We start from the raw sequence: 26525 nt of genomic DNA, 5'->3' as shown, positions 1-26525 counted from the left end.
GAACAATGGCTTACGATGTGATCGTTATCGGAACCGGCCCTGGCGGTTATGTCGCGGCAATCAAGGCCGCGCAGCTCGGCCTGAAGGTTGCGGTCGTCGAAAAGCGCGCGACCTACGGCGGCACCTGCCTCAATGTCGGCTGCATTCCGTCCAAGGCGTTGCTGCATGCCTCCGAGATGTTCCATCAGGCCGCTCACGGCATGGACGCCCTCGGCATCGAGGTCGCGGCTCCGAAGCTCAATCTCGAAAAGATGCTGGCGCATAAGGATGCGACCGTGAAGTCGAACGTCGATGGCGTCGCCTTCCTGTTCAAGAAGAACAAGATCGATGCCTTCCAGGGCACCGGCAAGATCGTCTCCGCCGGCAAGGTTTCCGTCACCGCCGAAGACGGCAAGGTGCAGGAACTCGAAGCCAAGAATATCGTCATCGCCACCGGCTCCGACGTCGCCGGCATCCCGGGCGTCAAGGTCGATATCGACGAGAAGATCATCGTCTCCTCGACCGGCGCGATCGCGCTGGACAAGGTGCCGGAGACGATGATCGTCGTCGGCGGCGGCGTCATCGGCCTCGAGCTCGGTTCTGTCTGGTCGCGCCTCGGCGCCAAGGTCACCGTCATCGAGTATCTCGACAAGATCCTCGGCGCGATGGATGGCGACGTCTCCAAGCAGTTCCAGCGCATGCTCGGCAAACAGGGCATCGAGATCAATCTCAGCGCCAAGGTTACCGGCGTCGAGAAGGGCGGCAAGGGCGCGAAGGTTACCTTCGAACCGGTCAAGGGTGGCGACGCCCAGACCGTTGAAGCCGATGTCGTGCTGATCTCCACCGGCCGCGTGCCCTACACCGCCGGCCTCGGCCTCGAGGAAGCCGGCGTTAAGCTCGACAACCGCGGCCGCGTCGAGATCGACGGCCACTTCAAGACCAATGTCGACGGCATCTATGCAATCGGCGACGTCGTGAAGGGTCCGATGCTGGCGCATAAGGCTGAAGACGAAGGTGTGGCACTCGCCGAAATCCTCGCCGGCCAGCACGGCCATGTGAACTACGACGTCATCCCGAGCGTCGTCTACACCCAGCCGGAAGTCGCTTCCGTCGGCAAGACCGAGGAAGAACTGAAGGCTGCAGGCATCGCCTACAAGACCGGCAAGTTCCCCTTCACCGCCAACGGCCGCGCCCGCGCCATGCTGGCGACCGACGGTTTCGTGAAGATCCTGTCGGACAAGGAAACCGACCGCGTTCTTGGCGGCCACATCGTCGGCTTCGGCGCCGGCGAGATGATCCACGAGATCGCCGTTCTGATGGAATTCGGCGGCTCCGCCGAAGACCTCGGCCGCACCTGCCATGCGCATCCGACGATGTCGGAAGCGGTCAAGGAAGCTGCGCTGGCAGCGTTTTTCAAGCCGATCCATATGTGAGATCGGTAGCTAGGTAGTATGAAGCCGCGGTCTGAGAGGGCCGCGGCTTTTTTGTGCCTGGCGTTTTGGGCCTTAGCCGGCAGCTCGAGCCCGGAGCCCCCTCACCCTGCCCTCTCCCTGCGGGGGAGAGGGGAAGTTGGCGCAAGGGGTACCCTCGACTTTCCCTTCTCCCCTCGGGGAGAGGTGGCCCGAAGGGCCGGATGAGGGGGCCGCGGGGTATGGCGGCGCGCGCTCGTCTCTTCGGCCCAAGGACTTGGGCCGGCTGGATTCCTGTGACGAGCACAGGAATGAGGGTGAGTTTGGGATTTGAGACCTGTAGCGTTCCGGCTCAGTTCACCGCGGTGACCGTAAAGCCCTGCTGACGCAGCAGCTCGATGACGCCCTTGTCGCCCGGCAGGTGCAGGGCGCCGACGGCCATGAAGACGTTGCCGGCGGCGAGGATTGGGGCGGCGCGGTCGGCCATGACCTTGTTGCGGTCGAGGATGATGCGCTGCTCGAAAGCGGCGTAGTCGCCGTCACCGCCTTCTTCGGGAGAGACGGTCTTCAGCATCGGGATGGTCATGCCGACATCGCCCGAGAGGTAGAGGTCGGTCATGGTCTCGACGACGTCGTTCATCTTCGGGCCGAGTTCCAGCGTTTCGATCAGCGACTTCAGATGAAATTCCATCGGCAGCTCGGCCATGGCCTGCAGCTGCTCGGCAAGGGTTTCCAGACCCTTGACCTGCTTGCCTTCCTTGACGGCGTCGGCAGCGATCTTCTGGTCCAGAAACTGGACGCCCTTGGCCTTGCGGGCGATCTCGCAGGCGGGCAGGGCGACGGCGCTGGCGATCATCCAGGGGCGCATGCGGGAAACGGCTGCGAGCGGAATGCCGCGCTGCTTCAGGCCTGCGTCGAGGCGGGCGTAATCTTCCGGCGAGAGCAGCTTCTGGATCGTCGTGCCGTCGGTGAACATCGTCAGATCGGGACGGGCGAGCAGGGCGGCAGCGGCCTTCTTCTCGTCGAGGATCTCGTCGGATTCGATGACGATCGTATCGGCGTTGTCGTGGGCGGTCTGGGCGTAGGCAGGCAGGTTCAGGACACGCGGGTCGGTGACATGCATGCTGCCGAGCAGCCAGGACGGCTTCAGGCCCGGTTTCTCGATTTTCCAGAAGATACCCTTGCCGTTCGGCACGGCATCGGCTTCCTTGACGACTTCGGCATAGCGGGCGGGATCGGATTGCTTCAGCTCGGCCATCAGGTCCTTGCCGGCGCAACTGTCGTCCGCAGCCGCGGCAGGTGTGACCGAGAAGAGGACGGCGAGCAGCGACGCGGCGAGCAGCATGTGGAAGGCCGCGATCAGCCAGAGCAGGATGTTGCCCGGCTGCGCAATCTCAAATCTGCGATGGCCGATGGAAATCGTCATGATTGGTTCCGCTCGCTATGCTTAATCAGATCCATGCTCTACGCCGCCTTCGCGCATATTCCTTTAAGGGAAAGCGTTAACGAATGATTACGCCCTTGGATGGGCACGGTCGTAGACCTCCAGCAACCTTGCCGAATCGACGCCGGTATAGACCTGGGTGGTGGACAGGCTGGCGTGGCCGAGAAGCTCCTGGATGGTGCGAAGGTCGCCGCCACCGGCAAGCAGATGCGTTGCGAACGAGTGGCGCAGCGCATGCGGCGTTGCCGTCTCCGGCAGGCCGAAGGCGCTGCGCATCTTCTGCATGGTGCGCTGGATGATCGCCGGCTGCAGCTTGCCGCCACGGGCGCCGCGGAAGAGAGGTTGGGCTGCTTCAAGATTAAAGGGGCAGAGCGCGCGGTACTTGCCGACGGCCTCGCTGACGATGGCGAGAAGCGGCACGAGCCGGGTCTTGTTGCCCTTACCGATGATGCGCAGCGAGGTCGTGGCGTCGTGGAAATCGCCGGGCGTCAGGTCGAGCGCTTCGGAGATGCGCAGCCCGCAGCCGTAGAGAAGCGTCATGACCGCAGCATCGCGCGCCGCGATCCAGGGGGCATCGTGCATCTGTGCATCGTCGCTGACGACGGTGACGGCCTGCCGGTCGGAGAGTGGCTTCGGCAGCGATTTCGGCTGCTTCGGTGAGCGCACCGCGCTGGCGCCTGCGGCGTTCACCAATCCCTTCTTCTCGAGATAGCGCAGTAGCGAGCGCAGGCCGGCGAGATTGCGGCCGAGCGAACGGGCGCCGGATCCTTCCTTGCGGCGGGCGGCGAGGAAGGCGCGGAAATCGGCGGGGCGGAGCGCCTCGATATCCTTCAGCGTTGTGGGGCCGCCGAGATGGCCGGTGAGGAAGGTCAGGAACTGGCGGCTGTCGCGCTCGTAGGCGTCGAGCGTGTGCCCGGAAAGGCGGCGTTCGCTCTCCAGGCTCTGAAGCCAGGCGCTGCGCTCAGACATCAGGCGCGGATCGGCAATAATCAAAAGTTCGTTCACGGCTCGGGCCTTGATTTCGGGGCAATCGCCGCCAATTTTCACCGAGGGACGGTTATGGAATTGCTAATATCGGCCAAGCGCTTGTCATGCTTCGATCATAATAGGTTGCGATAGCTGGTTCCCGGAACGAGGCAGGACTCTTGTATGGCGCGGCGCCACTCCACGACGGCTTTCGGACAGCTCGCGGAAGCAATCGCCCTGGTTTCTCACGGCAACCCCGGCCATATCGTCGATACGCTGATTGCCGAGCGCGGACAGCGGATCGTCCAGAATCCGCTCTGGCCGGTGATGCGGCCCTTCCTCTACACGCTCTTGCGCTACAACAAGGCGCTGCAATTCGCCAATGACGTGGCGAATATGCCGGGCTTCCAATGCTTCGAATATATGAGCAATCTGCTGAAGCTGGATATCCAAGTGCGGCATGCCGAGCGCATTCCGGAAACCGGCGGCTTCATTCTGGTCAGCAACCACCCGACGGGGATCGCCGATGGTGTTGCCGTCTTCGATCTCCTGAAGACGCGCCGGCCGGATATGATGTTCTTCGCCAATCGCGATGCGGTTCGCGTCAATCCGCGTTTTGCGGAGATGGTCATCCCGGTCGAATGGCGGGAGGAATACAAGACCAAGCTCAAGACCCGCGAGACGCTGCAGCTGACCAACCATGCGGTGAAGGAAGGCAAGGCGACGATCCTTTTTCCATCCGGCCGTATCGCCTATTGGGCGAACGGCAGGCTCAACGAGCGGCCATGGAAGAGTTCGGCAGTCGGGCTAGCGCGCAAATACAATCTGCCGATCCTGCCGGTGCATATGACGGCCCGCAATTCCGGGCTGTTCTACTGGTTTGCCAAGTGGTCGACGGAGCTTCGCGACATGACGGTTTTCCACGAACTCCTGAACAAGCGCGGCGACCGGTTCGATTTTACGATCGGTGATCTCATTCCGGTCGAGCAGCTGGATGGCGATATCAACGATGTGACGAAGGCGCTGGAGCAGTACACGGTTTTCGGATTGGCCGCTGATGACAGTGCTCGCTTTTCGCCGGTTGCTCGGGAGCCGCAACCGGAGCCGCTGCTCGCCCATTCTTTTTGACGCTGGTTTGCGCTAAAGCGGTCTCATGCGTCTTCGCTCGATGTTTGCCCAGAATTACCGCTCGCTGCGCTCGATCCGCATGGATCTGGCGGATACGACGCTGTTTCTCGGCGAGAACGGCGTCGGCAAATCCAATCTCTATCGCGCGCTGCAGCTGGTGCAGGCGGCCGTGCGTGGGCGGCTGGCGCATGAGCTGGCGGCCGAGGGCGGCATGCTCTCGGCGCTCTGGTCCGGCACCCGGCGCAAATCCGATGGACCGGCGCGGATCCGGCTTGAGGTCGAGATCGTCGACGAGGAGCGGGCGGTCACTTTCCGCTATCACGTCGAAGCCGGATTGCGGCCGCCAACGGCCGCAGCTGGCTTTCCGCTCGAGCCGCAGGTGAAGGCCGAGGAGCTGACGGTCGAGACCGGCCGCCGGGCCGTGACGATGATGAAGCGATCCGGTCCCGGCATTTTCGTGCGGGACGGCGACGGGCGAATGCAGGAGCATCCCGAGGAAGCGCTGACATCGGAGACGGCGATCGCGCTGCTCGGCGATGCCGGCAATTTCCCTGAGGTCGCCGCCTTCCGACGCATCGTCAACAACTGGCGATTCTTTCATGGTTTCCGCACCGACCGCGCCTCGCCGCTGCGGCATCCCTGCCTTGCTGTAACGGGGCCAATGCTGGATGAGGACGGGGCGAATCTGGCGGCGGTCTTTGCGACGCTCGTGCACACGCGGCAGGATACGGTTGAGCTCGATCGCATCTTGGGCTCGGCTCTCGGCGGCGCGCAGCTGGTCGTGCCGGAGCCCGGCGAGACGGCGGAGTTCGGGCTGAAGCTGCCGGATTTCCCGAATCGGATCTTCCAGCCGCGGGAGCTGTCGGACGGGCAGATCCGGTTTCTCGGCCTCGCCGCCGCACTCCTCTCCTACCGGCTGCCGCCGCTGATCGCGCTCAACGAGCCGGAAGCCAGCCTGCATCCGGATATGCTGGCGCCGCTGGCAGATATGATCGCGGAGGCCTCGAAGACCAGCCAGGTGTGGATCGTCACGCATTCGGCGCAGCTCGCCGAAGCTGTCCGTGAGCGCTGCGGCGTGCGTCCGCGCAAGGTGATCCGCGAGAACGGTGCGACATGGATCGAGGGCATGCGGCTGACCGGCGTGATCTCGGGCGAAGAGGACGATGACGACTAGCATGCGGCGGGTTTCATTTTCACGCCGTAGCGGGCATGGTCTGGCGCGATGAGCACAGATTCGTCCGATCTCTTTGGCGCATTGTTCGAGACACCACCGGCAACCCGCACGGTCCCGGTGCTCGTACCCTTGCCTGCGCCTCGGCCCTATTCGTATGCCGTGCCCGAGGGCATGGCGGTCGAGCCTGGTTCCGTCGTGCAGGTGCCGCTCGGGCCGCGCCAGGTGATCGGCGTCGTCTGGGATGGCGGCGAGGATGGCGTCGACCCGAAGAAGCTGCGGCCGATCAGCCATGTCTTCGATTGCCCGCCGCTGAATAAGGAAATGCGCGATTTCATCGACTGGGTGTCGGCCTATACGCTCTCGCCTCCCGGCCTCGTGGCGCGCATGGCGCTGAGGGCTCCGAATGCTTTCGAGCCGGAGCCGATGGTGGAAGGCCTGCGCTTCATCGGCGGCGAACCGGAGCGGATGACGCCGGCGCGCGCTCGCGTGCTCAAGCGGGCCTCCGATGGCGTTTCCTGGACGCGGACGGGGCTTGCCCATGCCGCCGGGGTCTCGACCAGCGTCGTCGACGGCCTGATCAGCCAGGGGATTTTCGAAACGATCTTCCTGCCGCCGCCACCTGTCGTCGCAAAGCCGGATCCTGATTTTGCCGCCTCGCGATTGGCCGGCCCGCAGAAGGATGCGGCGGAGGATATTCTCGGCGAGGTGCGCAATGGCGCCTTCGCCGTGTCGCTGATCGACGGTGTCACCGGTTCGGGCAAGACCGAGGTCTATTTCGAAGCGATCGCCGAGACGCTGAGGCGCGGCAAGCAGGTGCTGATCCTGCTGCCCGAGATCGCGCTAACGGCGAGTTTCCTCGAGCGTTTTCAGGATCGCTTTGGTGCCAAGCCTGCGGAATGGCATTCCGATCTGGCGCCGCGTATCCGCGAGAAGGTCTGGCGGCAGGCCGTCACCGGCGAGGTGCGTGTCGTTGCCGGTGCGCGCTCGGCGCTCTTCCTGCCGTTCGAAGATCTCGGCCTGATCATCGTCGATGAAGAGCATGACCCTGCCTACAAGCAGGAGGACCGCGTCTATTACAATGCCCGTGACATGGCCGTCGTGCGGGCGCGGATCGGTGATTTTCCGATCGTGCTGGTATCTGCAACGCCGTCGGTCGAGAGCCAGGTCAACGGCCAGAGCGGTCGCTATACGACGATCCATCTGCCGACGCGCTTCGGCGATGCGGCGCTGCCGGATCTGCATCTCGTCGATATGCGCCGTCATGCGCCGGAGCGCGGCGGCTTCCTGTCACCGGTACTGATCCGGGCGATCGGCAAGACGATCGAGAAGAAGGAGCAGGCACTGCTCTTTCTCAACCGGCGTGGCTATGCGCCGCTGACGCTTTGCCGCGTCTGCGGGCATCGATTCCAGTGCCCGCAATGTTCGAGCTGGCTGGTCGAGCATCGCTTCCGCAGTCAGCTGCAATGCCATCAGTGCGGCTATACCGAGCGGACGCCGGAAGCTTGCCCGGAATGCGGCACGCTCGATCATCTGGTCGCCTGCGGCCCCGGCGTCGAGCGCATCGCCGAAGAGGTCGAGCGGCATTTCCCGGATGCACGAACGATCGTCCTGTCATCCGATATTACCGGCGGCGTGAAGCGGCTTCGTCTTGAGCTCGATGCGATCGCCAAGGGCGAGGCCGATATCGTCATCGGCACGCAGCTCGTTGCCAAGGGACATAACTTCCCACTGATGACGCTGGTTGGCATCGTCGACGCCGATCTCGGGCTGGCGAATGGCGATCCGCGCGCTGCGGAACGCACCTTCCAGCTGCTCTCGCAGGTGACAGGCCGCGCCGGGCGAACCGGTTTGAAGAGCCATGGTCTATTGCAGACCTATCAGCCGCAGCATCCTGTGATGCAGGCGATCGTCTCAGGCGATGCCGGGGCCTTCTACGAGCGGGAGATTACCGAGCGCGAGCGGGCGATTTTGCCGCCCTTCGGCAGGCTGGCCTCGATCATCGTCTCGGCCGAGACCCGCCAGGATGCGGAAAGCCATGCGCGCGGCATTCGCAGTTCGGCGCCGCAGGTGTCGGGCATTTCGGTGCTGGGTCCGGCTGAAGCGCCGCTGGCGATCGTGCGCGGCCGCCACCGTTTCCGCCTGCTGGTCCACGGCCGGCGCAATTCCGATATGCAGGCGTTCCTGAAAACCATGCTGGCGCAAGCGCCGAAGGAGCGGGGTTCGGTTCAGGTTCAGCTGGATATCGATCCGCAGAGCTTCCTTTAAAAACAGCTGATCGTGGCCGTTTCCGGCAGCAGACAATCATGCCATAAGGTCAAAAAACATGGGCATGATTTGGGGCTGATTCATGGAGTTCTATTTTCCGGAAACCTTCGGCGAGCAGCTGGCATTCTGCTGCGCGGCATTCACGGCGGCTGCGGGCTTCGTCATCATGTTCGCGCCCGGTTACGCCATGAAGCTCTTCGGTCTCGCGCCGCGCGGCGAGCGGCGGGATGGTTATGCGGAGCAGCGCTCGGTCGGCGGCTTCTATCTCGGCTTCGGTCTGGCGGCGATCATGCTCGCCCAGGACTTCATCTACATGGCGCTCGGCGCCGCCTTCGCGATGGCATTTTTCGCCCGCGTCATCTCTCTTCTTTCTGATAAGGGGAGCACAATTATCAACTATTTACTTCTGGTTGTGCAAGCGGTTCTCGCAGCGGTTCCGCTGGCCTATTCTTTTGGGTTCTTTGCAACCTGAATTACAGGGCTGACGGGCGCCCGCTCGCCTGCTCGAATGCCATTTCACGATTTTGCCGACAGAAAATCATTCGAAAGGCATATTCGGGCATTACGCGTGTTGCGAGTCCCTGCGTCCTATGTTAGACGGACCCCGAATTTCGGAAGAAGCAAGAGGCTTCTCTTGCGATTTCTGGGGGAAATCAAAACGAATTCAAGAGCATAGGTCAGGCGCCCGCCGACGGCCGGATTCTTGAATTGAAATCAGGGAAATTTGTGCCCGTGGCAGACACGTCCCAGCTTACTTCTGGTGTTGCAGAACGATATGCGTCCTCGCTATTCGATCTGGCGCTCGAAGAAGGTGCCGTCGAGAGCGTCACCGCAGATCTCGACCGTTTCCAGGCGATGCTGGATGAGAGCGACGACCTCAAGCGTTTCGTCGCCAGCCCGGTATTCTCGGCTGACGATCAGCTGAAGGCTATTGTTGCCATCAGCGAAAAGGCCGGTATTTCCGGTTTCGTCGGCAACTTCCTGAAGGTCGTGGCGCGCAACCGCCGCCTGTTTGCCCTCCCGGGCATGATCAAGGCCTTCCGTGTCATCGCTGCCCGTCAGCGTGGCGAAATTTCTGCCGAGGTTACCTCGGCCCATGCGCTCACCGCAGCGCAGGAAACCGAATTGAAGGCGGCGCTGAAGGGCGTCACCGGCAAAGACGTGGCGATTGCCGTCACGGTTGATCCGTCAATTCTTGGTGGTCTGATCGTCAAGGTCGGGTCCCGTCAGATTGATACGTCGCTTCGCACCAAACTTTCTACTCTCAAGCTTGCATTGAAAGAGGTTGGCTGATGGATATCCGCGCCGCGGAAATTTCCGCAATTCTCAAAGATCAAATCAAAAACTTCGGCAAAGAGGCTGAGGTTTCGGAAGTCGGCCAGGTTCTTTCTGTCGGCGACGGTATTGCTCGCGTTTACGGTCTGGACAACGTTCAGGCCGGTGAAATGGTCGAGTTCCCGGGCGGCACCCGTGGTATGGCTCTGAACCTCGAATCCGACAACGTCGGCGTCGTTATCTTCGGTTCGGACCGCGACATCAAGGAAGGCGACACCGTCAAGCGTACGGGCGCCATCGTTGACGTTCCGGTTGGTCCGGAACTCCTCGGCCGCGTCGTTGACGCTCTCGGCAACCCGATCGACGGCAAGGGCCCGATCAATGCCAAGCAGCGCGCACGCGTTGACGTCAAGGCTCCGGGCATCATCCCGCGCAAGTCGGTTCATGAGCCGATGTCGACCGGCCTCAAGGCTATCGACGCCCTCATCCCGGTTGGCCGCGGCCAGCGCGAGCTCGTCATCGGCGACCGCCAGACCGGCAAGACCGCGATCATTCTCGACGCGATCCTGAACCAGAAGGCCATTCACGACTCCGGTCCGGAAGGCGAAAAGCTGTTCTGCGTCTACGTCGCTGTCGGCCAGAAGCGTTCGACCGTTGCTCAGTTCGTCAAGGTTCTCGAAGAACGCGGCGCTCTGAAGTACTCGATCATCATCGCTGCCACGGCTTCCGATCCGGCTCCGATGCAGTTCCTTGCACCGTTCGCCGGTTGCGCCATGGGCGAATACTTCCGTGACAACGGCCAGCACGCCCTGATCGGTTACGACGACCTGTCCAAGCAGGCTGTTTCCTACCGTCAGATGTCGCTGCTGCTGCGCCGCCCGCCGGGCCGCGAAGCTTACCCGGGCGACGTTTTCTACCTGCACTCGCGTCTCCTCGAGCGCGCTGCAAAGATGAGCGACGAAAAGGGCGCCGGTTCGCTGACCGCTCTGCCGGTCATCGAAACGCAGGGCAACGACGTTTCGGCCTTCATTCCGACCAACGTGATCTCGATCACCGACGGCCAGATCTTCCTCGAAACCGACCTGTTCTACCAGGGTATCCGCCCGGCCGTTAACGTCGGTCTGTCGGTTTCGCGCGTCGGTTCTGCCGCGCAGATCAAGGCGATGAAGCAGGTTGCAGGCTCGATCAAGGGCGAACTCGCCCAGTACCGCGAAATGGCGGCATTCGCTCAGTTCGGCTCGGACCTCGATGCCGCAACCCAGCGCCTCCTGAACCGCGGTGCACGTCTGACCGAACTCCTGAAGCAGCCGCAGTTCTCGCCGCTGAAGACGGAAGAACAGGTCGCTGTGATCTTCGCAGGCGTCAACGGCTACCTCGACAAGCTGCCGGTTGCATCGGTCGGCAAGTTCGAACAGGCTCTGCTCTCCTACCTCCGCTCGGAAGGCAAGGCGATCCTCGACACGATCCGCACGGAAAAGGCTATCAGCGACGATACGAAGGGCAAGCTCACTGCTGCTCTCGAAGCGTTCTCCAAGTCTTTTGCCTGATCGGACCCAGTTAGGACGGATAACGGATGCCTTCACTTAAGGATCTGAAAAACCGGATCGCCTCCGTCAAGGCGACGCAGAAGATTACCAAGGCGATGAAAATGGTCGCCGCGGCTAAGCTTCGGCGTGCGCAGGAGGCGGCCGAGGCCGCCCGGCCTTACTCGGAACGCATGGCGGCTGTTCTTTCGAACATCGCCAATGCGGTTACCGATGCCGACGGCGCACCGCTGCTCATGACCGGTACCGGCAAGGATCAGGTTCACCTGCTCGTTGTCTGCACCGCAGAACGCGGCCTTTGCGGCGGCTTCAACTCGCAGATCTCGCGCTTTGCCCGTGATCATGCGCGCAAGCTGATCGCCGAAGGCAAGACCGTGAAGATCTTCACGGTCGGCAAGAAGGGCTTTGACAGCCTGCGCCGCGAATTCGCATCGCTGATCGTCGAGCGCAAGGAATTGCGCGAGGTCAAGCGCGTCGGATTCGACAACGCGGACCAGATCGGCAAGCGCATCATCGAGATGTTCGAAGCCGGCGAGTTCGACGTTTGCACGCTGTTCTATTCCGAGTTCAAGTCGGTCATCAGCCAGATCCCGACGGCCCAGCAGATCATCCCGGCACAGGCGCCTGAAGGCGTTGTCGAAGATGCTGCCCATGCCGGCGCGGTCTATGAATATGAGCCGGATCCGGCTGCGATCCTTGAGGATCTGATCCCGCGCAACATCTCTGTCCAGATCTTCCGTGCACTGCTTGAAAACGCAGCCGGTGAAATGGGCGCCAAGATGAGCGCGATGGACAACGCGACGCGTAACGCAGGTGAGATGATCAACAAGCTGACGCTCAACTACAACCGTCAGCGTCAGGCGCAGATCACCAAGGAACTGATTGAAATCATTTCGGGCGCGGAAGCGCTCTGAGGTTAGAGAAAGAGGGTATTAAAATGGCTAGGGCAGCTACCCCGAAGGCGGCAGCGAAGACCGCCGCTAAGAAGACCGCCACAGGCTCTGTCGGCAAGGTCACACAGGTTATCGGCGCCGTCGTCGACGTTGCTTTCGAAGGCGAACTGCCGGCGATTTTGAACGCGCTCGAAACCACGAACATGGGCAACCGCCTTGTTCTCGAAGTCGCGCAGCACCTCGGCGAAAACTCCGTTCGCACGATCGCCATGGACTCGACCGAAGGTCTGGTTCGCGGTCAGGAAGTCACCGACACCGGCGCACCGATCTCGGTTCCGGTTGGCGACGAAACGCTCGGCCGTATCATGAACGTCATCGGCGAGCCGGTTGACGAAGCTGGTCCGCTGGTTACCGCTTCCAAGCGCGCCATCCACCAGGACGCTCCGGCTTACGTCGAGCAGTCCACGGAAGCGCAGATCCTCGTCACCGGCATCAAGGTCGTCGACCTTCTCGCTCCTTACGCAAAGGGCGGCAAGATCGGCCTGTTCGGCGGCGCAGGCGTCGGCAAGACCGTTCTCATCATGGAACTGATCAACAACGTCGCCAAGGCGCACGGTGGTTACTCGGTCTTCGCAGGCGTGGGTGAACGTACCCGCGAAGGCAACGACCTTTACCACGAAATGATCGAGTCCGGCGTTAACAAGCACGGCGGCGGCGAAGGCTCCAAGGCTGCGCTGGTTTACGGCCAGATGAACGAACCTCCGGGCGCGCGCGCTCGTGTTGCGCTGACCGGTCTGACGGTTGCTGAACACTTCCGCGACCAGGGCCAGGACGTTCTGTTCTTCGTCGACAACATCTTCCGCTTCACGCAGGCTGGCTCGGAAGTGTCGGCTCTGCTCGGCCGTATTCCTTCGGCCGTTGGTTATCAGCCGACGCTCGCAACCGACATGGGTCAGATGCAGGAACGCATCACCACGACCACGACCGGTTCGATCACCTCGGTTCAGGCCATTTACGTCCCCGCCGACGACTTGACCGACCCGGCGCCGGCAACCTCGTTCGCCCACCTGGACGCAACGACCGTTCTGTCGCGTTCGATCGCTGAAAAGGGTATCTACCCGGCCGTTGACCCGCTCGACTCCACGTCGCGCATGCTCGACCCGATGGTTGTTGGCGAAGAGCACTACGAAGTGGCTCGTAAGGTTCAGTCGACGTTGCAGCGCTACAAGGCCCTGCAGGACATCATCGCCATCCTGGGTATGGACGAACTGTCTGAAGAAGACCGTCTGGCCGTTGCCCGCGCCCGCAAGATCGAGCGCTTCCTGTCCCAGCCGTTCTTCGTCGCCGAAGTCTTCACCGGTTCGCCGGGCAAGCTCGTTGCGCTCGAAGACACGATCAAGGGCTTCAAGGGCCTGGTCAACGGCGAATACGACCACCTGCCGGAAGCAGCCTTCTACATGGTCGGCTCGATGGAAGAAGCCATCGAAAAGGCCAAGAAGCTCTCCGCAGCTGCTTGATGAGCGACGCTCATGACGAGATCTTCTGCTGCGACTCCCTTCGGGAAGTCGTGGCAGATCTTCCGGCCCCCGCAGCCCCGACCGTCTATAGGGCGGATAACGGCCAGCTGATGATGGTGGTGGGACTGGTCCAGACCGAAGAGGGTCTCGGCTATCTCGATCAGGCGATACAGCACTGCCCGTTCTGCGGGACCAAACTGCAAGATGCAAAGGCCGAGAAGGTAAGTCACTGATGGCTGACAATTTCAATTTTGAACTCGTATCTCCGGAGCGTCTGCTTCTGTCGGAGATGGTGACGGAAGTTGTCATTCCGGCCACCGAGGGCGAGATGACGGTCATGGCCCACCATGCGCCGACGATGACGACCATCAAGCCCGGCATCGTCAGCGTTCGTTCGGCCTCCGGCAGCAAGCAGGACTACGTCGTGTTCGGCGGTTTCGCCGATATCCTGCCAACCGGCTGCACGCTGCTTGCCGAGTCCGCCGTTCCGGTTGAGGAAATCAACAAGGACGAGCTGACCCGCCGCATCGAAGCTGCGCAGAAGGACCTCGAGGATGCCGAGCATCACGAGCACAAGTCCAAGCTTGAGCAGTTCATCCTCGAACTCACGCATCTGCGTGGCGTCGTCGAGCAGGATTGATCGGGACTTTTCCCAAACGATCGAAAGCGGCCTTAAGGGCCGCTTTTTTGTTTTCAGGCTACCGGATCGACCAGCGCACCCGGGCGGTGGCCTTGCCCGGGTGCGCATCGCAGCCGCGCACCTGCCAGAGCCGCGGCCGTGATCTCTAGGCCGCCGCCTGATAGGGCTGCTCGTTGCGGGCGGCGCGAAGGGCGCGCGCCCACCATTGCAGCCTGCCCATCATCCGGCTGAGGTGCCGCAGCGCCTCTTCCGGGCGGTCGAAGTGCCCGTCCTTGTCGAGCCGGTCCCAGGGGGAGACGATGCTGACCGTGTCGCGGATCGCGACTGCGTGGAGCTCGGCGAAGACCAGGCGCAGATGTTCGACGGCGCGCAGGCCGCCCGAGATGCCGCCATAGGCGACGAAGGCGATCGGCTTGACGTGCCAGGGCTCGTAGAAGGTGTCGATGAAGAATTTCAACGAGGCGGGGAAGCTGTGATTGTATTCCGGCGTGACGATGATGAAGGCGTCGGCGCGCTGCAGCCTCGCGGCGATCTCGCCGGTTTCGTCGCCGCTATTGGGGACCAGGCCGAAATCGAGCGGGTCGATGATATCCAGTTCGATCAGCGGGTAGTGGCCGAGCTGGCTGACGAGCCATTTGACGACGCGGTCGCACATGCGGCCGGGCCGCGTGCTGCCGTAGATGACGGCCAATCTGATCGTGGTCTGCATGCATTGCTCCTTCTTTACGATCATCGGGAGCTCGGGTTATAAAACCTCAACTAATATTGAGGTCAACAGCCCATGCAGAAAAATTCGGATGGCATGATGAGCCGGCTGCTCAGCGTCGGCGAGGTGGCGGCGCGCAGCGGTCTTGCGGTGTCGGCGCTGCATTTCTACGAGAGCAAGGGGTTGATCGCGAGCATCCGTTCGCGTGGCAACCAGCGCCGTTATGGACGCGATGTGCTCCGCCGTCTCGGGATCATCAAGGTGGCGCAGCGGGTTGGAATTCCGCTTGCCGAGATCGAGGCGGCCTTCGCGACCCTGCCGCAGGGCCGCACGCCGACGGTCTCCGACTGGCAGACGTTGTCGCAGCTCTGGAAGAACGATCTGAACGACCGCATCAAGCGGCTGACACTGTTGCGCGACCACCTGACGGGATGCATCGGCTGCGGCTGCCTGTCGATCGAAAGCTGTCCGCTGCGCAACCCGCATGACAGGCTGGGCAGCGAGGGTACCGGTGCGCGGTTGCTCGAAGATATCTAGGCGGCGATGCGCTCGGCCTGCAGGAAGCTCTCCAGAGCCGCTGCCTCGTCCTTGCTGAGGTAGAGACCCTTCTTGCTCCTCCTCCAGAGGACATCCTCTGCGGTGAAGGCCCATTCATGCTGCATGAGATAGCGCACTTCGGCCTCGTAGAGATCCGACCCGAAATGCCGCCCGAGATCGGCGGTCGAAGCCGCCTTGCCGAGCAGGATGGTGGCCTTGGTGCCGTAGCGGCGCGTCAGCCGCCGCGCATGGGCCGGCGCCAGGAACGGATAGGCCGCCTGCAGCTTGGCAACCTCAGCCTCGAAGCCCTGTGCCGGGAAATCCCCGCCCGGCAGATGGCTCTTCGCCGTCCACGGCGAACCCTTGACGCCGATCGCCTCGCCGATCTTCTCCAGTGCATGTTCCGACAGGCGCCGGTAGGTGGTGAGCTTGCCGCCGAAGACATTGAGAAGCGGCGCAGCATTCGCCTCGCTGCTGTCCTTTCCCTGACTTGGGCCTTCGAGCTTCAGCACGTAATCGCGCGTCGCTTCCTGCGCCTTCGAGGCGCCGTCGTCGAAGAGTGGGCGGACGGCCGAATAGGTCCAGACGATATCCTCGGGCCGGACCGGCTCCTTGAAGTATTCGCTGGCCGCCTTGCAGAGATAATCCGTCTCTTCCGCCGATATCCTGACATCCTTGGGATCGCCGCCATAATCCCGGTCGGTGGTGCCGATCAGGGTGAAGTCGTCTTCATAGGGAATGGCGAAGATGATGCGGTTATCGGGGTTCTGGAAGAAATAGGCTTTGGGACCGTCGAACTTCTTCCTGACGACGATATGGCTGCCCTGGACGAGCCGGACATGGCGCGCCTCGTTCTGGCCGAAGGCGGCGCGGATGACGTGATCGACCCAGGGACCGGCGGCATTGACCAGCATGCGGGCCTGATGCGTTTCGCTGCGGCCCGAGAGCGTATCCACCGTCTCGATGATCCAGAGACCATTCTCGCGCCGCGCCGACACCACTTTCGTGCGCGGCATGATCAGCGCGCCCTTGTCGGCGGCATCCCGGGCGTTCAGCACCACCATGCGGGCATCGTCGACCCAGCCGTCGGAATATTCGAAGGCTTTGGTGAACAGCGCCTTCAAGGGCTTTGCTGCCGGATCGCGGCGCATGTCGAGCACTGATGTCGGCGGCAAGAGCTTGCGGCCGCCGAGGTGATCGTAGAGGAACAGCCCCAGCCGGATCAGCCAGGCCGGGCGGATGCCGCCCTTGTGATAGGGCAGCACGAAGCGCATCGGCCAGATGATATGCGGCGCCATCGCCCAGAGCACTTCGCGCTCCATCAGCGATTCACGCACGAGGCGGAACTCGTAATGTTCGAGATAGCGCAGGCCGCCATGGATCAGCTTGGTGGCGCCCGACGAGGTGCCGGAGGCGAAGTCGTTCATCTCCGCCAGCGCCACCGAATAGCCGCGCCCCGCCGCATCACGCGCGATCCCGCAGCCGTTGATGCCTCCGCCGATCACGAATAGGTCGAAAGTCTGGCTGCCCACGCGGTTCTCCAACGATTTAGTGCTTAAAATGAAATCCATTAAGCGCTAAAACGAAAGAAAACGAATGTCAAACGAACCTTTTGCGACAGCGTAAGATTTAATCTTTGGTGCTGCCCGCCCGGTTGGTCTCCACCAGATTGATGCCGCCCTCGGAACAGATGCGGCGGAGCGAATCCAGCGTGCATTCGTCGGTCACGAAGGTATGGACCTGCGACAGGTGGCCGATGCGAACGGGCGCCGTGCGCTCGAACTTGGTGGAATCGGCGACCAGCACGACATGCCGGGCATTGGCCATGATCGCCTGGGCGACCTTCACTTCGCGGTAATCGAAATCGAGAAGCGCGCCATCGGGATCGATCGCCGAGGCACCGATCACGGCATAATCGACCTTGAACTGGCGGATGAAATCGACGGCCGCTTCACCGACGATGCCGCCATCCGAATGGCGCACGACGCCGCCGGCGATCACGACCTCGATCGACGGGAATAGTCGCAAGCGACTGGCGACATTGATGTTATTGGTGATGACCATCAATTCGTGATGCTCGATCAACGCTTCGCCGACTGCTTCCGTCGTCGTGCCGATATTGATGAAGAGGGAAGCATTGTTCGGGATGAGCGCGGCCGAGGCACGGCCGATCGCCGTCTTCTCGTTGGCCGCGATCGAGCGGCGCGCCTCGTATTTGACGTTTTCGGTACCGCCAGGGAAAATCGCGCCGCCATGGATGCGCGTCAGTACCCGGCTGTCGCAGAGATCGTTGAGGTCCTTGCGGATCGTCTGCGGGGTGACCGAGAAGCGGGCCGCCAGGTCTTCCACCAGCACGCGGCCCTCTGACTTTGCGATGTCGAGGATCTCGGTCTGCCGTCCGGACAGAAACATGCTGCGCCTCCCTTTCTTTCGTTTCTTGCGATCATATGTTAAAGCGAAAATTGCGCAATCGGCGACTGCCAGCCGCAGTGGGGAGGGCCTCAGCGTGTTTCATCCAAAGCTTTTCGAAAACCGCAATGTCGTCGTCACGGGTGCCGGGCGCGGCATTGGCCTCGAGGTCGCACGCCAGTTTCTCGATTGCGGCGCACGCGTCGCCGTTCATACCGGCCGCAGCAAGAGCCGCGACCTTCCGGACTTCCTGCTGACGGCCGAAGCCGATCGTCGCGCCGTGCTGATCTCAGGCGATTTCAGCGAGCCGGGCGGCACCGCCACTTTCGCCTGGAAGGTGCTGGATGCCTTCGGCACGATTCATGTGCTGGTCAATAATGCCGGGACGATGGTCGGCCGGTTTCCGGCGGGAGAACTGACGGATCAGGATTATGAGGCGGTTACCCGGCTCAACCAGACCTCCGTCGTCGAGGTGACGCGCGCGCTGCTGCCGGCGTTGCGGGCCGCCAAGGGTGCGGCGATCGTCAACACCGTATCGATATCGGCGCTGACCGGCGGAAGCCCGGGATCGGCGATCTATTCGGCCTCGAAAGCCTTCGTTTCCACCTATTCGAAGGCGCTGGCGCGCGAGCTTGCGCCTGACATGATCCGGGTCAATTGTGTTTCGCCGGGTACGATCGAAACCGACTTCCATGAGCGCTATTCGTCGCGCGAAAAGCTTGAGGCGACACGCAAGACCATACCCTTGCAACGGCTCGGAACCTCCGAGGATTGCGCCCCCGCCTACCTGTTTCTGGCCGCGCCTTCCTTAGCGGGCTACATCACCGGGCAAGTTCTGGAGATCAATGGCGGCCAGCTTATCTGCTGATTTACTTGGACTATTTTTGGTATTTTAGTAAAATTGCGCAGTATATCGGTCTGAATATGGTATCGCTTGGGCCCGTCCCAACCCGTCCATCAGAGAATCCGAATGCGCTTGCCTACAACTGCGCCGGGAACAGCCGGTCAGGAACTGCAGAAGCTTGCCGAAAAAGCTCACGAAGCGAGCAGCCTCCTGAAGGCAATGGCACATCAGACGCGCCTTCTTATTCTCTGCATTCTCGCCGAGCAGGAAAAGACCGTCAGCGAGATCGAGGAACTGCTCGGCGTGCAGCAGGCCATGGTATCGCAGCAGCTGGCGCGGCTGCGCATGGAAGGACTGGTCAACACCCGTCGCGAAGGGCGTCTCGTCTATTACAGCCTCGGCAATGACAGCGTCGCATCCTTCCTGGATTCGCTTTTCGCCATGTTTCCGGCGCCCGCTGCCCGTTGAGGCAGGTCTTGCTAAGCTTATGATGTCCCGCCAAAGATGCCCGGACGCACAGTTCGGCAGGAGGCCGGATGATCGACAAGCTGGAATTCTTCATAGCTCTTGCCAATGAAAAGCATTTCGGCCGCGCCGCCGAAGAATGCGGTGTTTCGCAGCCGACGCTATCAGCCGCGATCCGGCAGCTGGAAGACCAACTCGGCGTGATGCTGGTGCAGCGCGGTTCGCGCTTTCAGGGGCTGACGCCGGAGGGGCAGCGCGTGCTCGAATGGGCACGCCGCATCGTCGGCGATACGCGCACCATGCGCGAGGAGATGCGCACAGCCCGCAAGGGTCTTTCCGGACACCTGCGGATCGCCTCCATTCCAACGGCTCTGGCGATGCTGCCGCGGATCACCACGCCGTTTCAGGAGCGCCATCCTGACGTGACCTTCTCGATCGTCTCGCGCAATTCTCTGCAGGTTCTCAGCATGCTTGAAAATCTCGAGATCGATGCGGGTGTCACCTATCTCGAAAACGAGCCGCTAGGGCGGGTGACGGCCGTGCCGCTTTATGCCGAGCGCTACAATCTGATCACCGCGGCCGGCAGCCCGCTTTCGGATCGCGAAACTGTGACCTGGCGTGAGGTTGGCAATCTTCGGCTTTGTCTATTGACCGCAGACATGCAGAACCGCCGTATCATCAACCGGCATCTGGCCGAAGCCGGGGCCACAGCGCATCCGACTCTGGAATCGGGATCGATGATCGTGCTGTTTTCACACGTCCGCACGGGGCGCTGGGCTAGCATCATGCCGCGGAACGTGGCAGAATCCTTTGGTTTTCCGGCCGAAATCCGGATGATCCCGATTGTCGAGCCCGAGGCCGATCATCTTGTTGGCTTGGTTGCGACGCATCGCGAGCCGTTCACGCCACTCGTCTCTGCGCTGTTGCATGAAGCAAGGATTCTCGCGGAGAGCGAAGATCTTTGATAGGAAAATCCTATCAACTGACGGAACAGCTTTATTGATCGGTTGCATGTTCCCTGAGAAACTTCCTGTCACAATGTCATACCAAGCTGGGGGAGCATGGTGTGACGGCTGATAACGGGAAGCCTCGGGAGGCCTGCCACAATGAATGCTCACGTCGCCAATGGCGATATTGCCGAGCGCACCCGCGCGATCGTCTCGCACCTTCGTTCCCTCGAAGGCCCGCTCCTTCCAATCTTGCATGAAGTCCAGGATGAGTTCGGTTATGTGCCGCAGGAAGCGCTTCCTGTCATCGCGGATGAGTTGAACCTGTCGCGTGCCGAAGTGCATGGCGTGGTGACCTTCTATCACGACTATCGCGACCATCCTGCAGGCCGCCATGTCCTGAAGCTCTGTCGGGCCGAGGCCTGTCAGTCGATGGGCGGCGACGCCGTGGCTGAGCGGGTCAAAAAGCTTCTCGGCATCGATTTTCACCAGACGACGCTCGATGGCAGCGTGACGCTGGAGCCGGTCTACTGTCTCGGGCTTTGCGCCTGCGCCCCGGCGGCAATGCTCGACGGCGAGCTCTATGGCCGCATCGATGACGAGACCATTGCCGAATTCGCAGCGGAGGTTCGGCGATGACCGTCAAGATTTTCGTTCCCCGCGATGCGGCTGCACTTTCGCTCGGCGCTGACAAGGTTGCCAAGGCGATCGCTTCGGAAGTCGCAGCACGCGGTCTCGATGTGAAGCTGGTGCGCAACGGCTCGCGCGGCATGCTGTGGCTTGAGCCTCTCGTCGAAGTGGAAGTCGACGGCAGGCGTATCGGCTATGGTCCTGTGAAGGCCAAGGATGTTGCCGGATTATTCGAAGCTGGGCTTGTGTCGGCCGGCGATCACGCGCTCTGTCTTGGGGAGGTCGAAAACCTCCCATTCCTCAAGGAACAGACCCGCCTGACTTTCGCCCGCTGCGGCATCACCGATCCGCTGTCGCTCGAAGATTACGAGGCGCATGGCGGTCTTGCCGGGCTGAGGCGCGCGGCCGCGATGGCGCCTGCCGATATCGTCAAGGAAGTCACCGATTCCGGTCTGCGCGGCCGTGGCGGCGCGGGTTTCCCGACCGGCATCAAGTGGAAGACGGTTCTCGACGCCCAGGGTCCGCGCAAATACATCGTCTGCAATGCCGACGAGGGCGATAGCGGTACCTTTGCCGACCGGATGATCATGGAAGGTGATCCCTTCGTGCTGATCGAGGGGATGGCGATTGCGGGTCTCGCGACCGGCGCCACCAAGGGCTTCGTCTATACGCGCTCTGAATATCCGCATGCGATCGCTGCCATGACGGAGGCGGTGGAAATCGCCCGCAAGGCCGGCGTGCTCGGTCCGTCGGTCATGGGATCGGGCAAGGCCTTCGATATCGAAGTGCGCATGGGCGCCGGCGCCTATGTCTGCGGTGAGGAAACGGCACTGCTGAACAGCCTGGAAGGCAAGCGCGGCATCGTGCGTGCCAAGCCGCCGCTGCCGGCGCACAAGGGCCTGTTCGCGTCGCCGACCGTCATCAACAACGTCATCTCGCTGGCCTCGGTGCCCGTCATCCTCGACAAGGGCGCTGCCTTCTATCGCGATTTCGGCGTGGGCCGTTCGCGCGGCACGATCCCGCTGCAGATCGCCGGAAACGTCAAGCATGGCGGTCTCTATGAGACGGCCTTCGGCTTGTCGCTCGGCGATATCGTCGACAAGATCGGCGGAGGCACGGCGACCGGACGGCCGGTCAAGGCGGTGCAGGTCGGCGGCCCGCTCGGTGCCTATTTCCCGCGCGCGCTGTTCGATACGCCGTTCGACTATGAAGCCTTTGCCGCCAAGGATGGCCTGATCGGCCATGCCGGCATCGTCGTCTTCGACGACACGGCCGACATGCTGAAGCAGGCGCGTTTCGCCATGGAATTCTGCGCCGTCGAAAGCTGCGGCAAGTGCACGCCCTGCCGCATCGGCTCGACACGAGGATTCGAGACGGCGGACAAGATTGCCCAGGGGATCGAACCCGAGAAGAACCGGGCGCTGCTTACCGATCTCTGCAACACGATGAAATTCGGCTCGCTCTGTGCTTTGGGCGGCTTCACCCCATATCCGGTGATGAGTGCGATGACGCACTTCCCGGATGATTTTTCTCCTGCTCCCATGGTGGAGGCTGCGGAATAGATGGTTATTTCCGGCAGAATGTTCTCATTTGTTCGCGGAAGCGACGTCGAGCGGGATGGCATGTATTTGGAAGTCAGCGAGCAGATCGACGATCAGCGTTGTGTCGTGTTTGAGGTCTTCTATTCGGATGAGAACGGGAAGATGACGTTCTCAGGTTTGAAGGCAGATTTGCCCTTTGAACTCCTTGAAGTCGTCGCGCGGACCGCGCGAGAATCACTGACGCCAATTAATATGGCCGGAGAAGCGATATGAGCCTCGTTCACGAAATTGACTACGGAACGCCGGCTTCGAAATCCGAAGCCATGGTCACGCTGACCATCGATGGCCGGGAAATCACCGTACCGGAGGGCACGTCGATCATGCGCGCTTCGATGGAGGCCGGGATCCAAGTGCCGAAGCTCTGCGCCACCGATATGGTCGATGCCTTTGGCTCCTGCCGCCTCTGTCTCGTCGAGATCGAAGGCCGCAACGGAACGCCTGCCTCCTGCACCACGCCGGTTGCTGCTGGTCTCGTCGTTCATACGCAAACGGGCCGCCTGAAGGATATCCGCCGCGGTGTGATGGAGCTCTATATCTCCGACCACCCGCTCGACTGTCTGACCTGCGCTGCCAACGGCGATTGCGAATTGCAGGATATGGCAGGTGCGGTTGGCCTGCGTGACGTTCGCTACGGCTATGAGGGCGACAATCACGTCAAGACGCGCAGCAACGGCGAGATCAATCTGAAATGGATGCCGAAGGACGAGTCGAACCCGTACTTTACCTATGACCCGTCGAAATGCATCGTCTGCTCGCGCTGCGTTCGTGCCTGCGAGGAAGTGCAGGGCACATTCGCGCTGACGATCGAGGGGCGTGGTTTCGGATCGCGCGTTTCGCCAGGCATGCACGAGCATTTCCTCGATTCCGAATGCGTTTCCTGCGGCGCCTGCGTGCAGGCCTGCCCGACGGCGACGCTGACGGAAAAATCGGTCATCGCCATCGGTCAGCCGGAACATTCGGCCGTCACAACCTGCGCCTATTGCGGCGTCGGCTGTTCGTTCAAGGCGGAAATGCGCGGCGAAGAGCTGGTGCGCATGGTGCCTTGGAAGGATGGCCAGGCGAACCGCGGCCACTCCTGCGTCAAGGGCCGCTTCGCTTACGGCTATTCGACGCACAAGGACCGCATCCTCAACCCGATGATCCGCGAGAAGGTAACTGATCCCTGGCGGGAAGTGACCTGGGACGAGGCCTATGCGCATGTCGCCTCCGAGTTCAAGCGCATCCAGTATCAGTATGGCCGCGAAGCGGTCGGCGGCATTACCTCGTCGCGCTGCACCAACGAGGAGACCTTCCTCGTCCAGAAGCTGATCCGTGCCGGCTTCGGCAATAACAATGTCGATACCTGCGCCCGCGTCTGCCATTCGCCGACCGGCTACGGTCTCGGCCAGGCCTTCGGCACTTCGGCAGGCACGCAGAATTTCGACAGCGTCGAGCATTCCGATGTCGTGGTCGTCATCGGCGCCAATCCGACGGACGGCCATCCGGTCTTCGGTTCGCGTCTGAAGAAGCGGTTGCGCCAGGGCGCCAAGCTGATTGTCATCGATCCGCGCCGCATCGATCTGGTGCGCACGCCGCATGTCGAGGCGGCCTATCACCTGCCGCTGAAGCCCGGCACCAACGTTGCGGTCATGACGGCGCTGGCGCATGTCATCGTCACCGAAGGCCTGTTCAACGAGAAATTCATCCGCGAGCGCTGCGACTGGTCGGAATTCGAGGACTGGGCGGCCTTCGTTTCCGAACCGCAGCATAGCCCCGAAGAGACCGAGAAGTTCACCGGCGTTCCGGCTGCCGATCTGCGCGGCGCAGCACGGCTCTATGCGCTCGGCGGCAATGGCGCGATCTATTACGGCCTCGGCGTCACCGAGCACAGCCAGGGCTCGACGACGGTCATGGCGATCGCCAACCTCGCCATGGTGACCGGTAACATCGGCCGCGAAGGCGTGGGCGTGAACCCGCTGCGTGGCCAGAACAACGTGCAGGGCTCCTGCGATATGGGCTCGTTCCCGCACGAGCTGCCGGGCTACCGCCATATCTCCGATGACGCGACCCGCGATGTCTTCGAGAAGCTCTGGGGCGTGAAGCTCAACAATGAGCCTGGCCTGCGCATTCCAAACATGCTGGACGCGGCTGTTGATGGCACGTTCAAGGGCCTCTACATCCAGGGCGAGGACATTCTGCAGTCCGACCCCGACACCAAGCATGTGGCGGCCGGCCTCGCTGCGATGGAATGTGTCGTGGTGCAGGATCTCTTCCTCAACGAGACCGCCAACTACGCGCATGTCTTCCTGCCCGGTTCGACTTTCCTGGAAAAGGACGGCACCTTCACCAATGCCGAGCGTCGCATCAATCGCGTGCGCAAGGTGATGACGCCGAAGAACGGCTATGCCGACTGGGAAGTGACGCAGAAGCTCGCCCAGGCGATGGGCCTCAACTGGAACTACAAGCATCCGTCCGAGATCATGGACGAGATTGCCGCGACGACGCCGAGCTTTGCGATGGTCTCTTACGACTATCTCGAAAAGATGGGCTCGGTTCAGTGGCCGTGCAACGAGAAGCATCCCGAGGGATCGCCGATCATGCATGTCGACGGTTTCGTTCGTGGCAAGGGCAAGTTCATCCGCACGGAATATGTCGCGACCGACGAACGGACCGGCCCGCGCTTCCCGCTGCTGCTTACCACCGGCCGCATTCTCAGCCAGTACAATGTCGGGGCGCAGACGCGCCGTACCGATAACGTTGCCTGGCATCCAGAAGACCGGCTGGAAATCCATCCGCATGATGCCGAACAGCGTGGCATTCGCGATGGCGACTGGATCAAGCTGCAGAGCCGCTCCGGCGACACGACGCTGCGGTCGCTGATCACCGAGCGCGTGGCGCCGGGTGTGGTCTACACGACCTTCCACCACCCGACGACGCAGGCGAACGTCATCACCACCGACTTCTCCGACTGGGCGACGAACTGCCCGGAATACAAGGTGACGGCGGTGCAGGTTTCGCCTTCCAACGGGCCGACGGAATGGCAGCTCGAATATGACGAGCAGGCCCGCCAAAGCCGCCGTATCTCCGGCAAGATGGAGGCCGCGGAGTAATGTCCGACCGGCACACGCGCATCTCCGTCAGCCGCATCGCCCGCAAGGGCGGTGTGGTCGTGCCGGGCGAGCGGATCGTGCCGGAAGAGGTACCGATCGCCTTCTCCTATGGCGGCAGCTCGCATGCGGTGATGATGGCGACGCCCGATGATCTCGAGGATTTCGCCGTCGGCTTCAGCTTGACGGAGAGTATCATCAGCTCGATGGAGCAGATCTCCTCGGTCGAGGTCGTCGATAGTGAGATTGGCATCGACGTGCAGATCATGCTTGCCGATGACGTCGAGGACGCCCTGCGCGCCCGGCGCCGCAGCATGGCCGGGCCGGTCGGCTGCGGGCTCTGCGGCATCGAGTCGATCGAGCAGGCGGTGCGCAAGGTGCCGGATGTGTCCGGCGCCGGTTTGATGCTGACGCATGCCGATATCGTCCGGGCGGCCTCGCTGCTGAACGAGACGCAGCCGCTGCATCGTGAAACCCGGGCCGTCCATGGCGCAGGATTCTATCTGCCCGGCGAAGGGCTTCTTGCCGTCCGCGAGGATGTCGGCCGTCACAATGCGCTCGACAAGCTCTGCGGTGCGGTGATCCGTTCGGGGCGAACCGGTGCCGGTGGTGCCGTCGTCGTTACCAGCCGTATTTCGGTCGAGATGGTGCAGAAGACGGCGATCCTGGGCGCATCGATCCTGATCGCCATCTCGGCCCCGACAGCGCTTGCGATCCGCACGGCCGAGGAAGCCGGAATGACGCTTGTTGCGCTGGTGCGCGGCGAAGACTTCGAGATTTTCACCCATCCAGACCGCATCTCGCCCGAAAGCATCGCCGATGTCGCATGATACCCGTTCCAAGCTGGTCTACATGGCCAATCAGATTGCCACTTTTTTCAAGACCCAGCCGGCCAACGAGGCGGCTCAGGGAGTTGCCACGCATATCAATAAATTCTGGGAGCCGCGCATGCGGCGCCAATTTTTCGAGATTCTGGAGCAGGAGAATAACGGTTTCGATCCCTTGGTGATCGAGGCGTCTTCCCTGATCCGCAAGCCCGAGCCGGCGGAGCCTATCCGGCAGTAAA

Annotated in this window: 26 protein-coding genes; 21 read left to right on the top strand and 5 right to left on the bottom strand. The window is 62.0% G+C overall.

Annotation, left to right across the window (positions count from 1 at the left end; translation table 11 throughout):
- Positions 1 to 5: 5 nt before the first annotated feature.
- A complete protein-coding gene (lpdA, locus tag ABIE40_RS17960) occupies positions 6 to 1412 on the top strand; it encodes a dihydrolipoyl dehydrogenase (protein WP_130283303.1) in 1407 nt (468 codons plus the stop codon).
- Between the two features lie 328 nt (positions 1413 to 1740).
- On the opposite strand, the gene ABIE40_RS17955 is transcribed toward lpdA, so the two are convergent.
- Both ABIE40_RS17955 and ABIE40_RS17950 read right to left on the bottom strand, forming a co-directional pair.
- Positions 1741 to 2814: a TraB/GumN family protein gene (locus tag ABIE40_RS17955; protein ID WP_199627862.1), complete on the bottom strand. Its 1074-nt coding sequence runs from the start codon at positions 2812 to 2814 to the stop codon at positions 1741 to 1743.
- Positions 2815 to 2901: 87 nt separating this feature from the next.
- Positions 2902 to 3837, bottom strand: a complete 936-nt coding sequence (locus tag ABIE40_RS17950) for a tyrosine recombinase XerC (RefSeq protein WP_199627861.1) — start codon at positions 3835 to 3837, stop codon at positions 2902 to 2904.
- 144 nt (positions 3838 to 3981) lie between these two features.
- Between ABIE40_RS17950 and ABIE40_RS17945 the strand changes: the two genes are divergently transcribed.
- From ABIE40_RS17945 to ABIE40_RS17900, 10 genes are all read left to right on the top strand, one after another.
- On the top strand, positions 3982 to 4926 hold the full coding sequence (locus tag ABIE40_RS17945) for a GNAT family N-acetyltransferase (protein WP_199627860.1): 945 nt from the start codon (positions 3982 to 3984) through the stop codon (positions 4924 to 4926).
- A gap of 25 nt (positions 4927 to 4951) precedes the next feature.
- The gene (locus tag ABIE40_RS17940; protein ID WP_199627859.1) at positions 4952 to 6100 is read left to right on the top strand and encodes an AAA family ATPase; all 1149 of its coding nucleotides are present in this window, start codon (positions 4952 to 4954) and stop codon (positions 6098 to 6100) included.
- A gap of 48 nt (positions 6101 to 6148) precedes the next feature.
- Positions 6149 to 8365, top strand: coding sequence for a primosomal protein N' (locus ABIE40_RS17935; RefSeq protein WP_199627858.1), 2217 nt, complete (start codon positions 6149 to 6151; stop codon positions 8363 to 8365).
- An 82-nt stretch (positions 8366 to 8447) separates the two neighbouring features.
- Positions 8448 to 8837 (top strand): AGROH133_08824 family phage infection protein, encoded by a 390-nt coding sequence (locus tag ABIE40_RS17930; protein WP_112717952.1) that lies wholly within the window; start codon positions 8448 to 8450, stop codon positions 8835 to 8837.
- Positions 8838 to 9091: 254 nt separating this feature from the next.
- Positions 9092 to 9658, top strand: a complete 567-nt coding sequence (locus ABIE40_RS17925; protein ID WP_112717954.1) for a F0F1 ATP synthase subunit delta — start codon at positions 9092 to 9094, stop codon at positions 9656 to 9658.
- Positions 9658 to 11187, top strand: a complete 1530-nt coding sequence (atpA, locus tag ABIE40_RS17920) for a F0F1 ATP synthase subunit alpha (RefSeq protein ID WP_112717956.1) — start codon at positions 9658 to 9660, stop codon at positions 11185 to 11187. The genes ABIE40_RS17925 and atpA overlap by 1 nt, the downstream gene beginning before the upstream one ends.
- 26 nt (positions 11188 to 11213) lie before the next feature.
- Positions 11214 to 12098 carry a F0F1 ATP synthase subunit gamma gene (locus tag ABIE40_RS17915; RefSeq protein WP_112717958.1) on the top strand — a complete coding sequence of 295 codons (885 nt, stop codon included), beginning with the start codon at positions 11214 to 11216 and terminating at the stop codon, positions 12096 to 12098.
- 23 nt (positions 12099 to 12121) lie between these two features.
- On the top strand, positions 12122 to 13594 hold the full coding sequence (gene atpD / locus ABIE40_RS17910) for a F0F1 ATP synthase subunit beta (protein ID WP_112717960.1): 1473 nt from the start codon (positions 12122 to 12124) through the stop codon (positions 13592 to 13594).
- The gene (locus ABIE40_RS17905; RefSeq protein ID WP_112717962.1) at positions 13594 to 13827 is read left to right on the top strand and encodes a hypothetical protein; all 234 of its coding nucleotides are present in this window, start codon (positions 13594 to 13596) and stop codon (positions 13825 to 13827) included. The genes atpD and ABIE40_RS17905 overlap by 1 nt, the downstream gene beginning before the upstream one ends.
- Entirely contained in the window at positions 13827 to 14234 is a 408-nt protein-coding gene (locus ABIE40_RS17900; RefSeq protein ID WP_112717964.1) for a F0F1 ATP synthase subunit epsilon, read from the top strand. Before ABIE40_RS17905 ends, ABIE40_RS17900 begins: the two co-directional genes overlap by 1 nt.
- 145 nt (positions 14235 to 14379) lie before the next feature.
- Here ABIE40_RS17900 and ABIE40_RS17895 read toward each other — a convergent pair whose 3' ends face one another.
- Positions 14380 to 14943: an NADPH-dependent FMN reductase gene (locus ABIE40_RS17895; protein WP_199627857.1), complete on the bottom strand. Its 564-nt coding sequence runs from the start codon at positions 14941 to 14943 to the stop codon at positions 14380 to 14382.
- Between the two features lie 72 nt (positions 14944 to 15015).
- Here ABIE40_RS17895 and soxR point away from each other — a divergent pair, with 72 nt between their 5' ends.
- Complete coding sequence (gene soxR, locus ABIE40_RS17890) at positions 15016 to 15477, top strand: redox-sensitive transcriptional activator SoxR (RefSeq protein ID WP_199627856.1); 462 nt, start codon at positions 15016 to 15018, stop codon at positions 15475 to 15477.
- Here soxR and glpD read toward each other — a convergent pair.
- Entirely contained in the window at positions 15474 to 17048 is a 1575-nt protein-coding gene (gene glpD, locus ABIE40_RS17885; protein ID WP_199627855.1) for a glycerol-3-phosphate dehydrogenase, read from the bottom strand. The genes soxR and glpD overlap by 4 nt on opposite strands.
- Positions 17049 to 17106: 58 nt before the next feature.
- The gene (locus ABIE40_RS17880; protein ID WP_112720146.1) at positions 17107 to 17889 is read right to left on the bottom strand and encodes a DeoR/GlpR family DNA-binding transcription regulator; all 783 of its coding nucleotides are present in this window, start codon (positions 17887 to 17889) and stop codon (positions 17107 to 17109) included.
- Positions 17890 to 17983: 94 nt separating this feature from the next.
- Here ABIE40_RS17880 and ABIE40_RS17875 point away from each other — a divergent pair, with 94 nt between their 5' ends.
- The 9 genes from ABIE40_RS17875 (at position 17984) to ABIE40_RS17835 (ending at position 26524) form a co-directional block, all read left to right on the top strand.
- On the top strand, positions 17984 to 18754 hold the full coding sequence (locus ABIE40_RS17875; RefSeq protein WP_130284332.1) for an SDR family NAD(P)-dependent oxidoreductase: 771 nt from the start codon (positions 17984 to 17986) through the stop codon (positions 18752 to 18754).
- 102 nt (positions 18755 to 18856) lie between these two features.
- The gene (locus ABIE40_RS17870) at positions 18857 to 19198 is read left to right on the top strand and encodes an ArsR/SmtB family transcription factor (RefSeq protein WP_112720148.1); all 342 of its coding nucleotides are present in this window, start codon (positions 18857 to 18859) and stop codon (positions 19196 to 19198) included.
- 68 nt (positions 19199 to 19266) lie between these two features.
- Positions 19267 to 20160, top strand: coding sequence for a LysR family transcriptional regulator (locus tag ABIE40_RS17865; protein ID WP_130284330.1), 894 nt, complete (start codon positions 19267 to 19269; stop codon positions 20158 to 20160).
- Positions 20161 to 20301: 141 nt separating this feature from the next.
- The gene (locus ABIE40_RS17860; protein ID WP_199627854.1) at positions 20302 to 20781 is read left to right on the top strand and encodes a formate dehydrogenase subunit gamma; all 480 of its coding nucleotides are present in this window, start codon (positions 20302 to 20304) and stop codon (positions 20779 to 20781) included.
- Complete coding sequence (locus tag ABIE40_RS17855) at positions 20778 to 22334, top strand: formate dehydrogenase beta subunit (RefSeq protein WP_199627853.1); 1557 nt, start codon at positions 20778 to 20780, stop codon at positions 22332 to 22334. The genes ABIE40_RS17860 and ABIE40_RS17855 overlap by 4 nt, the downstream gene beginning before the upstream one ends.
- Positions 22335 to 22586, top strand: coding sequence for a hypothetical protein (locus ABIE40_RS17850; RefSeq protein WP_199627852.1), 252 nt, complete (start codon positions 22335 to 22337; stop codon positions 22584 to 22586).
- On the top strand, positions 22583 to 25462 hold the full coding sequence (gene fdhF / locus ABIE40_RS17845; protein WP_199627851.1) for a formate dehydrogenase subunit alpha: 2880 nt from the start codon (positions 22583 to 22585) through the stop codon (positions 25460 to 25462). The genes ABIE40_RS17850 and fdhF overlap by 4 nt, the downstream gene beginning before the upstream one ends.
- Entirely contained in the window at positions 25462 to 26289 is an 828-nt protein-coding gene (fdhD, locus tag ABIE40_RS17840; protein ID WP_199627850.1) for a formate dehydrogenase accessory sulfurtransferase FdhD, read from the top strand. The genes fdhF and fdhD overlap by 1 nt, the downstream gene beginning before the upstream one ends.
- Positions 26279 to 26524 (top strand): formate dehydrogenase subunit delta, encoded by a 246-nt coding sequence (locus tag ABIE40_RS17835; RefSeq protein WP_112720154.1) that lies wholly within the window; start codon positions 26279 to 26281, stop codon positions 26522 to 26524. Before fdhD ends, ABIE40_RS17835 begins: the two co-directional genes overlap by 11 nt.
- Position 26525: the final 1 nt, after the last annotated feature.

It is taken from the genome of Rhizobium sp. OAE497 (assembly GCF_040546565.1).
Lineage (GTDB): Bacteria > Pseudomonadota > Alphaproteobacteria > Rhizobiales > Rhizobiaceae > Rhizobium.
Note: the sequence above shows the minus strand (reverse complement) of the source record. Positions and strands in the feature narration are given on the sequence as shown.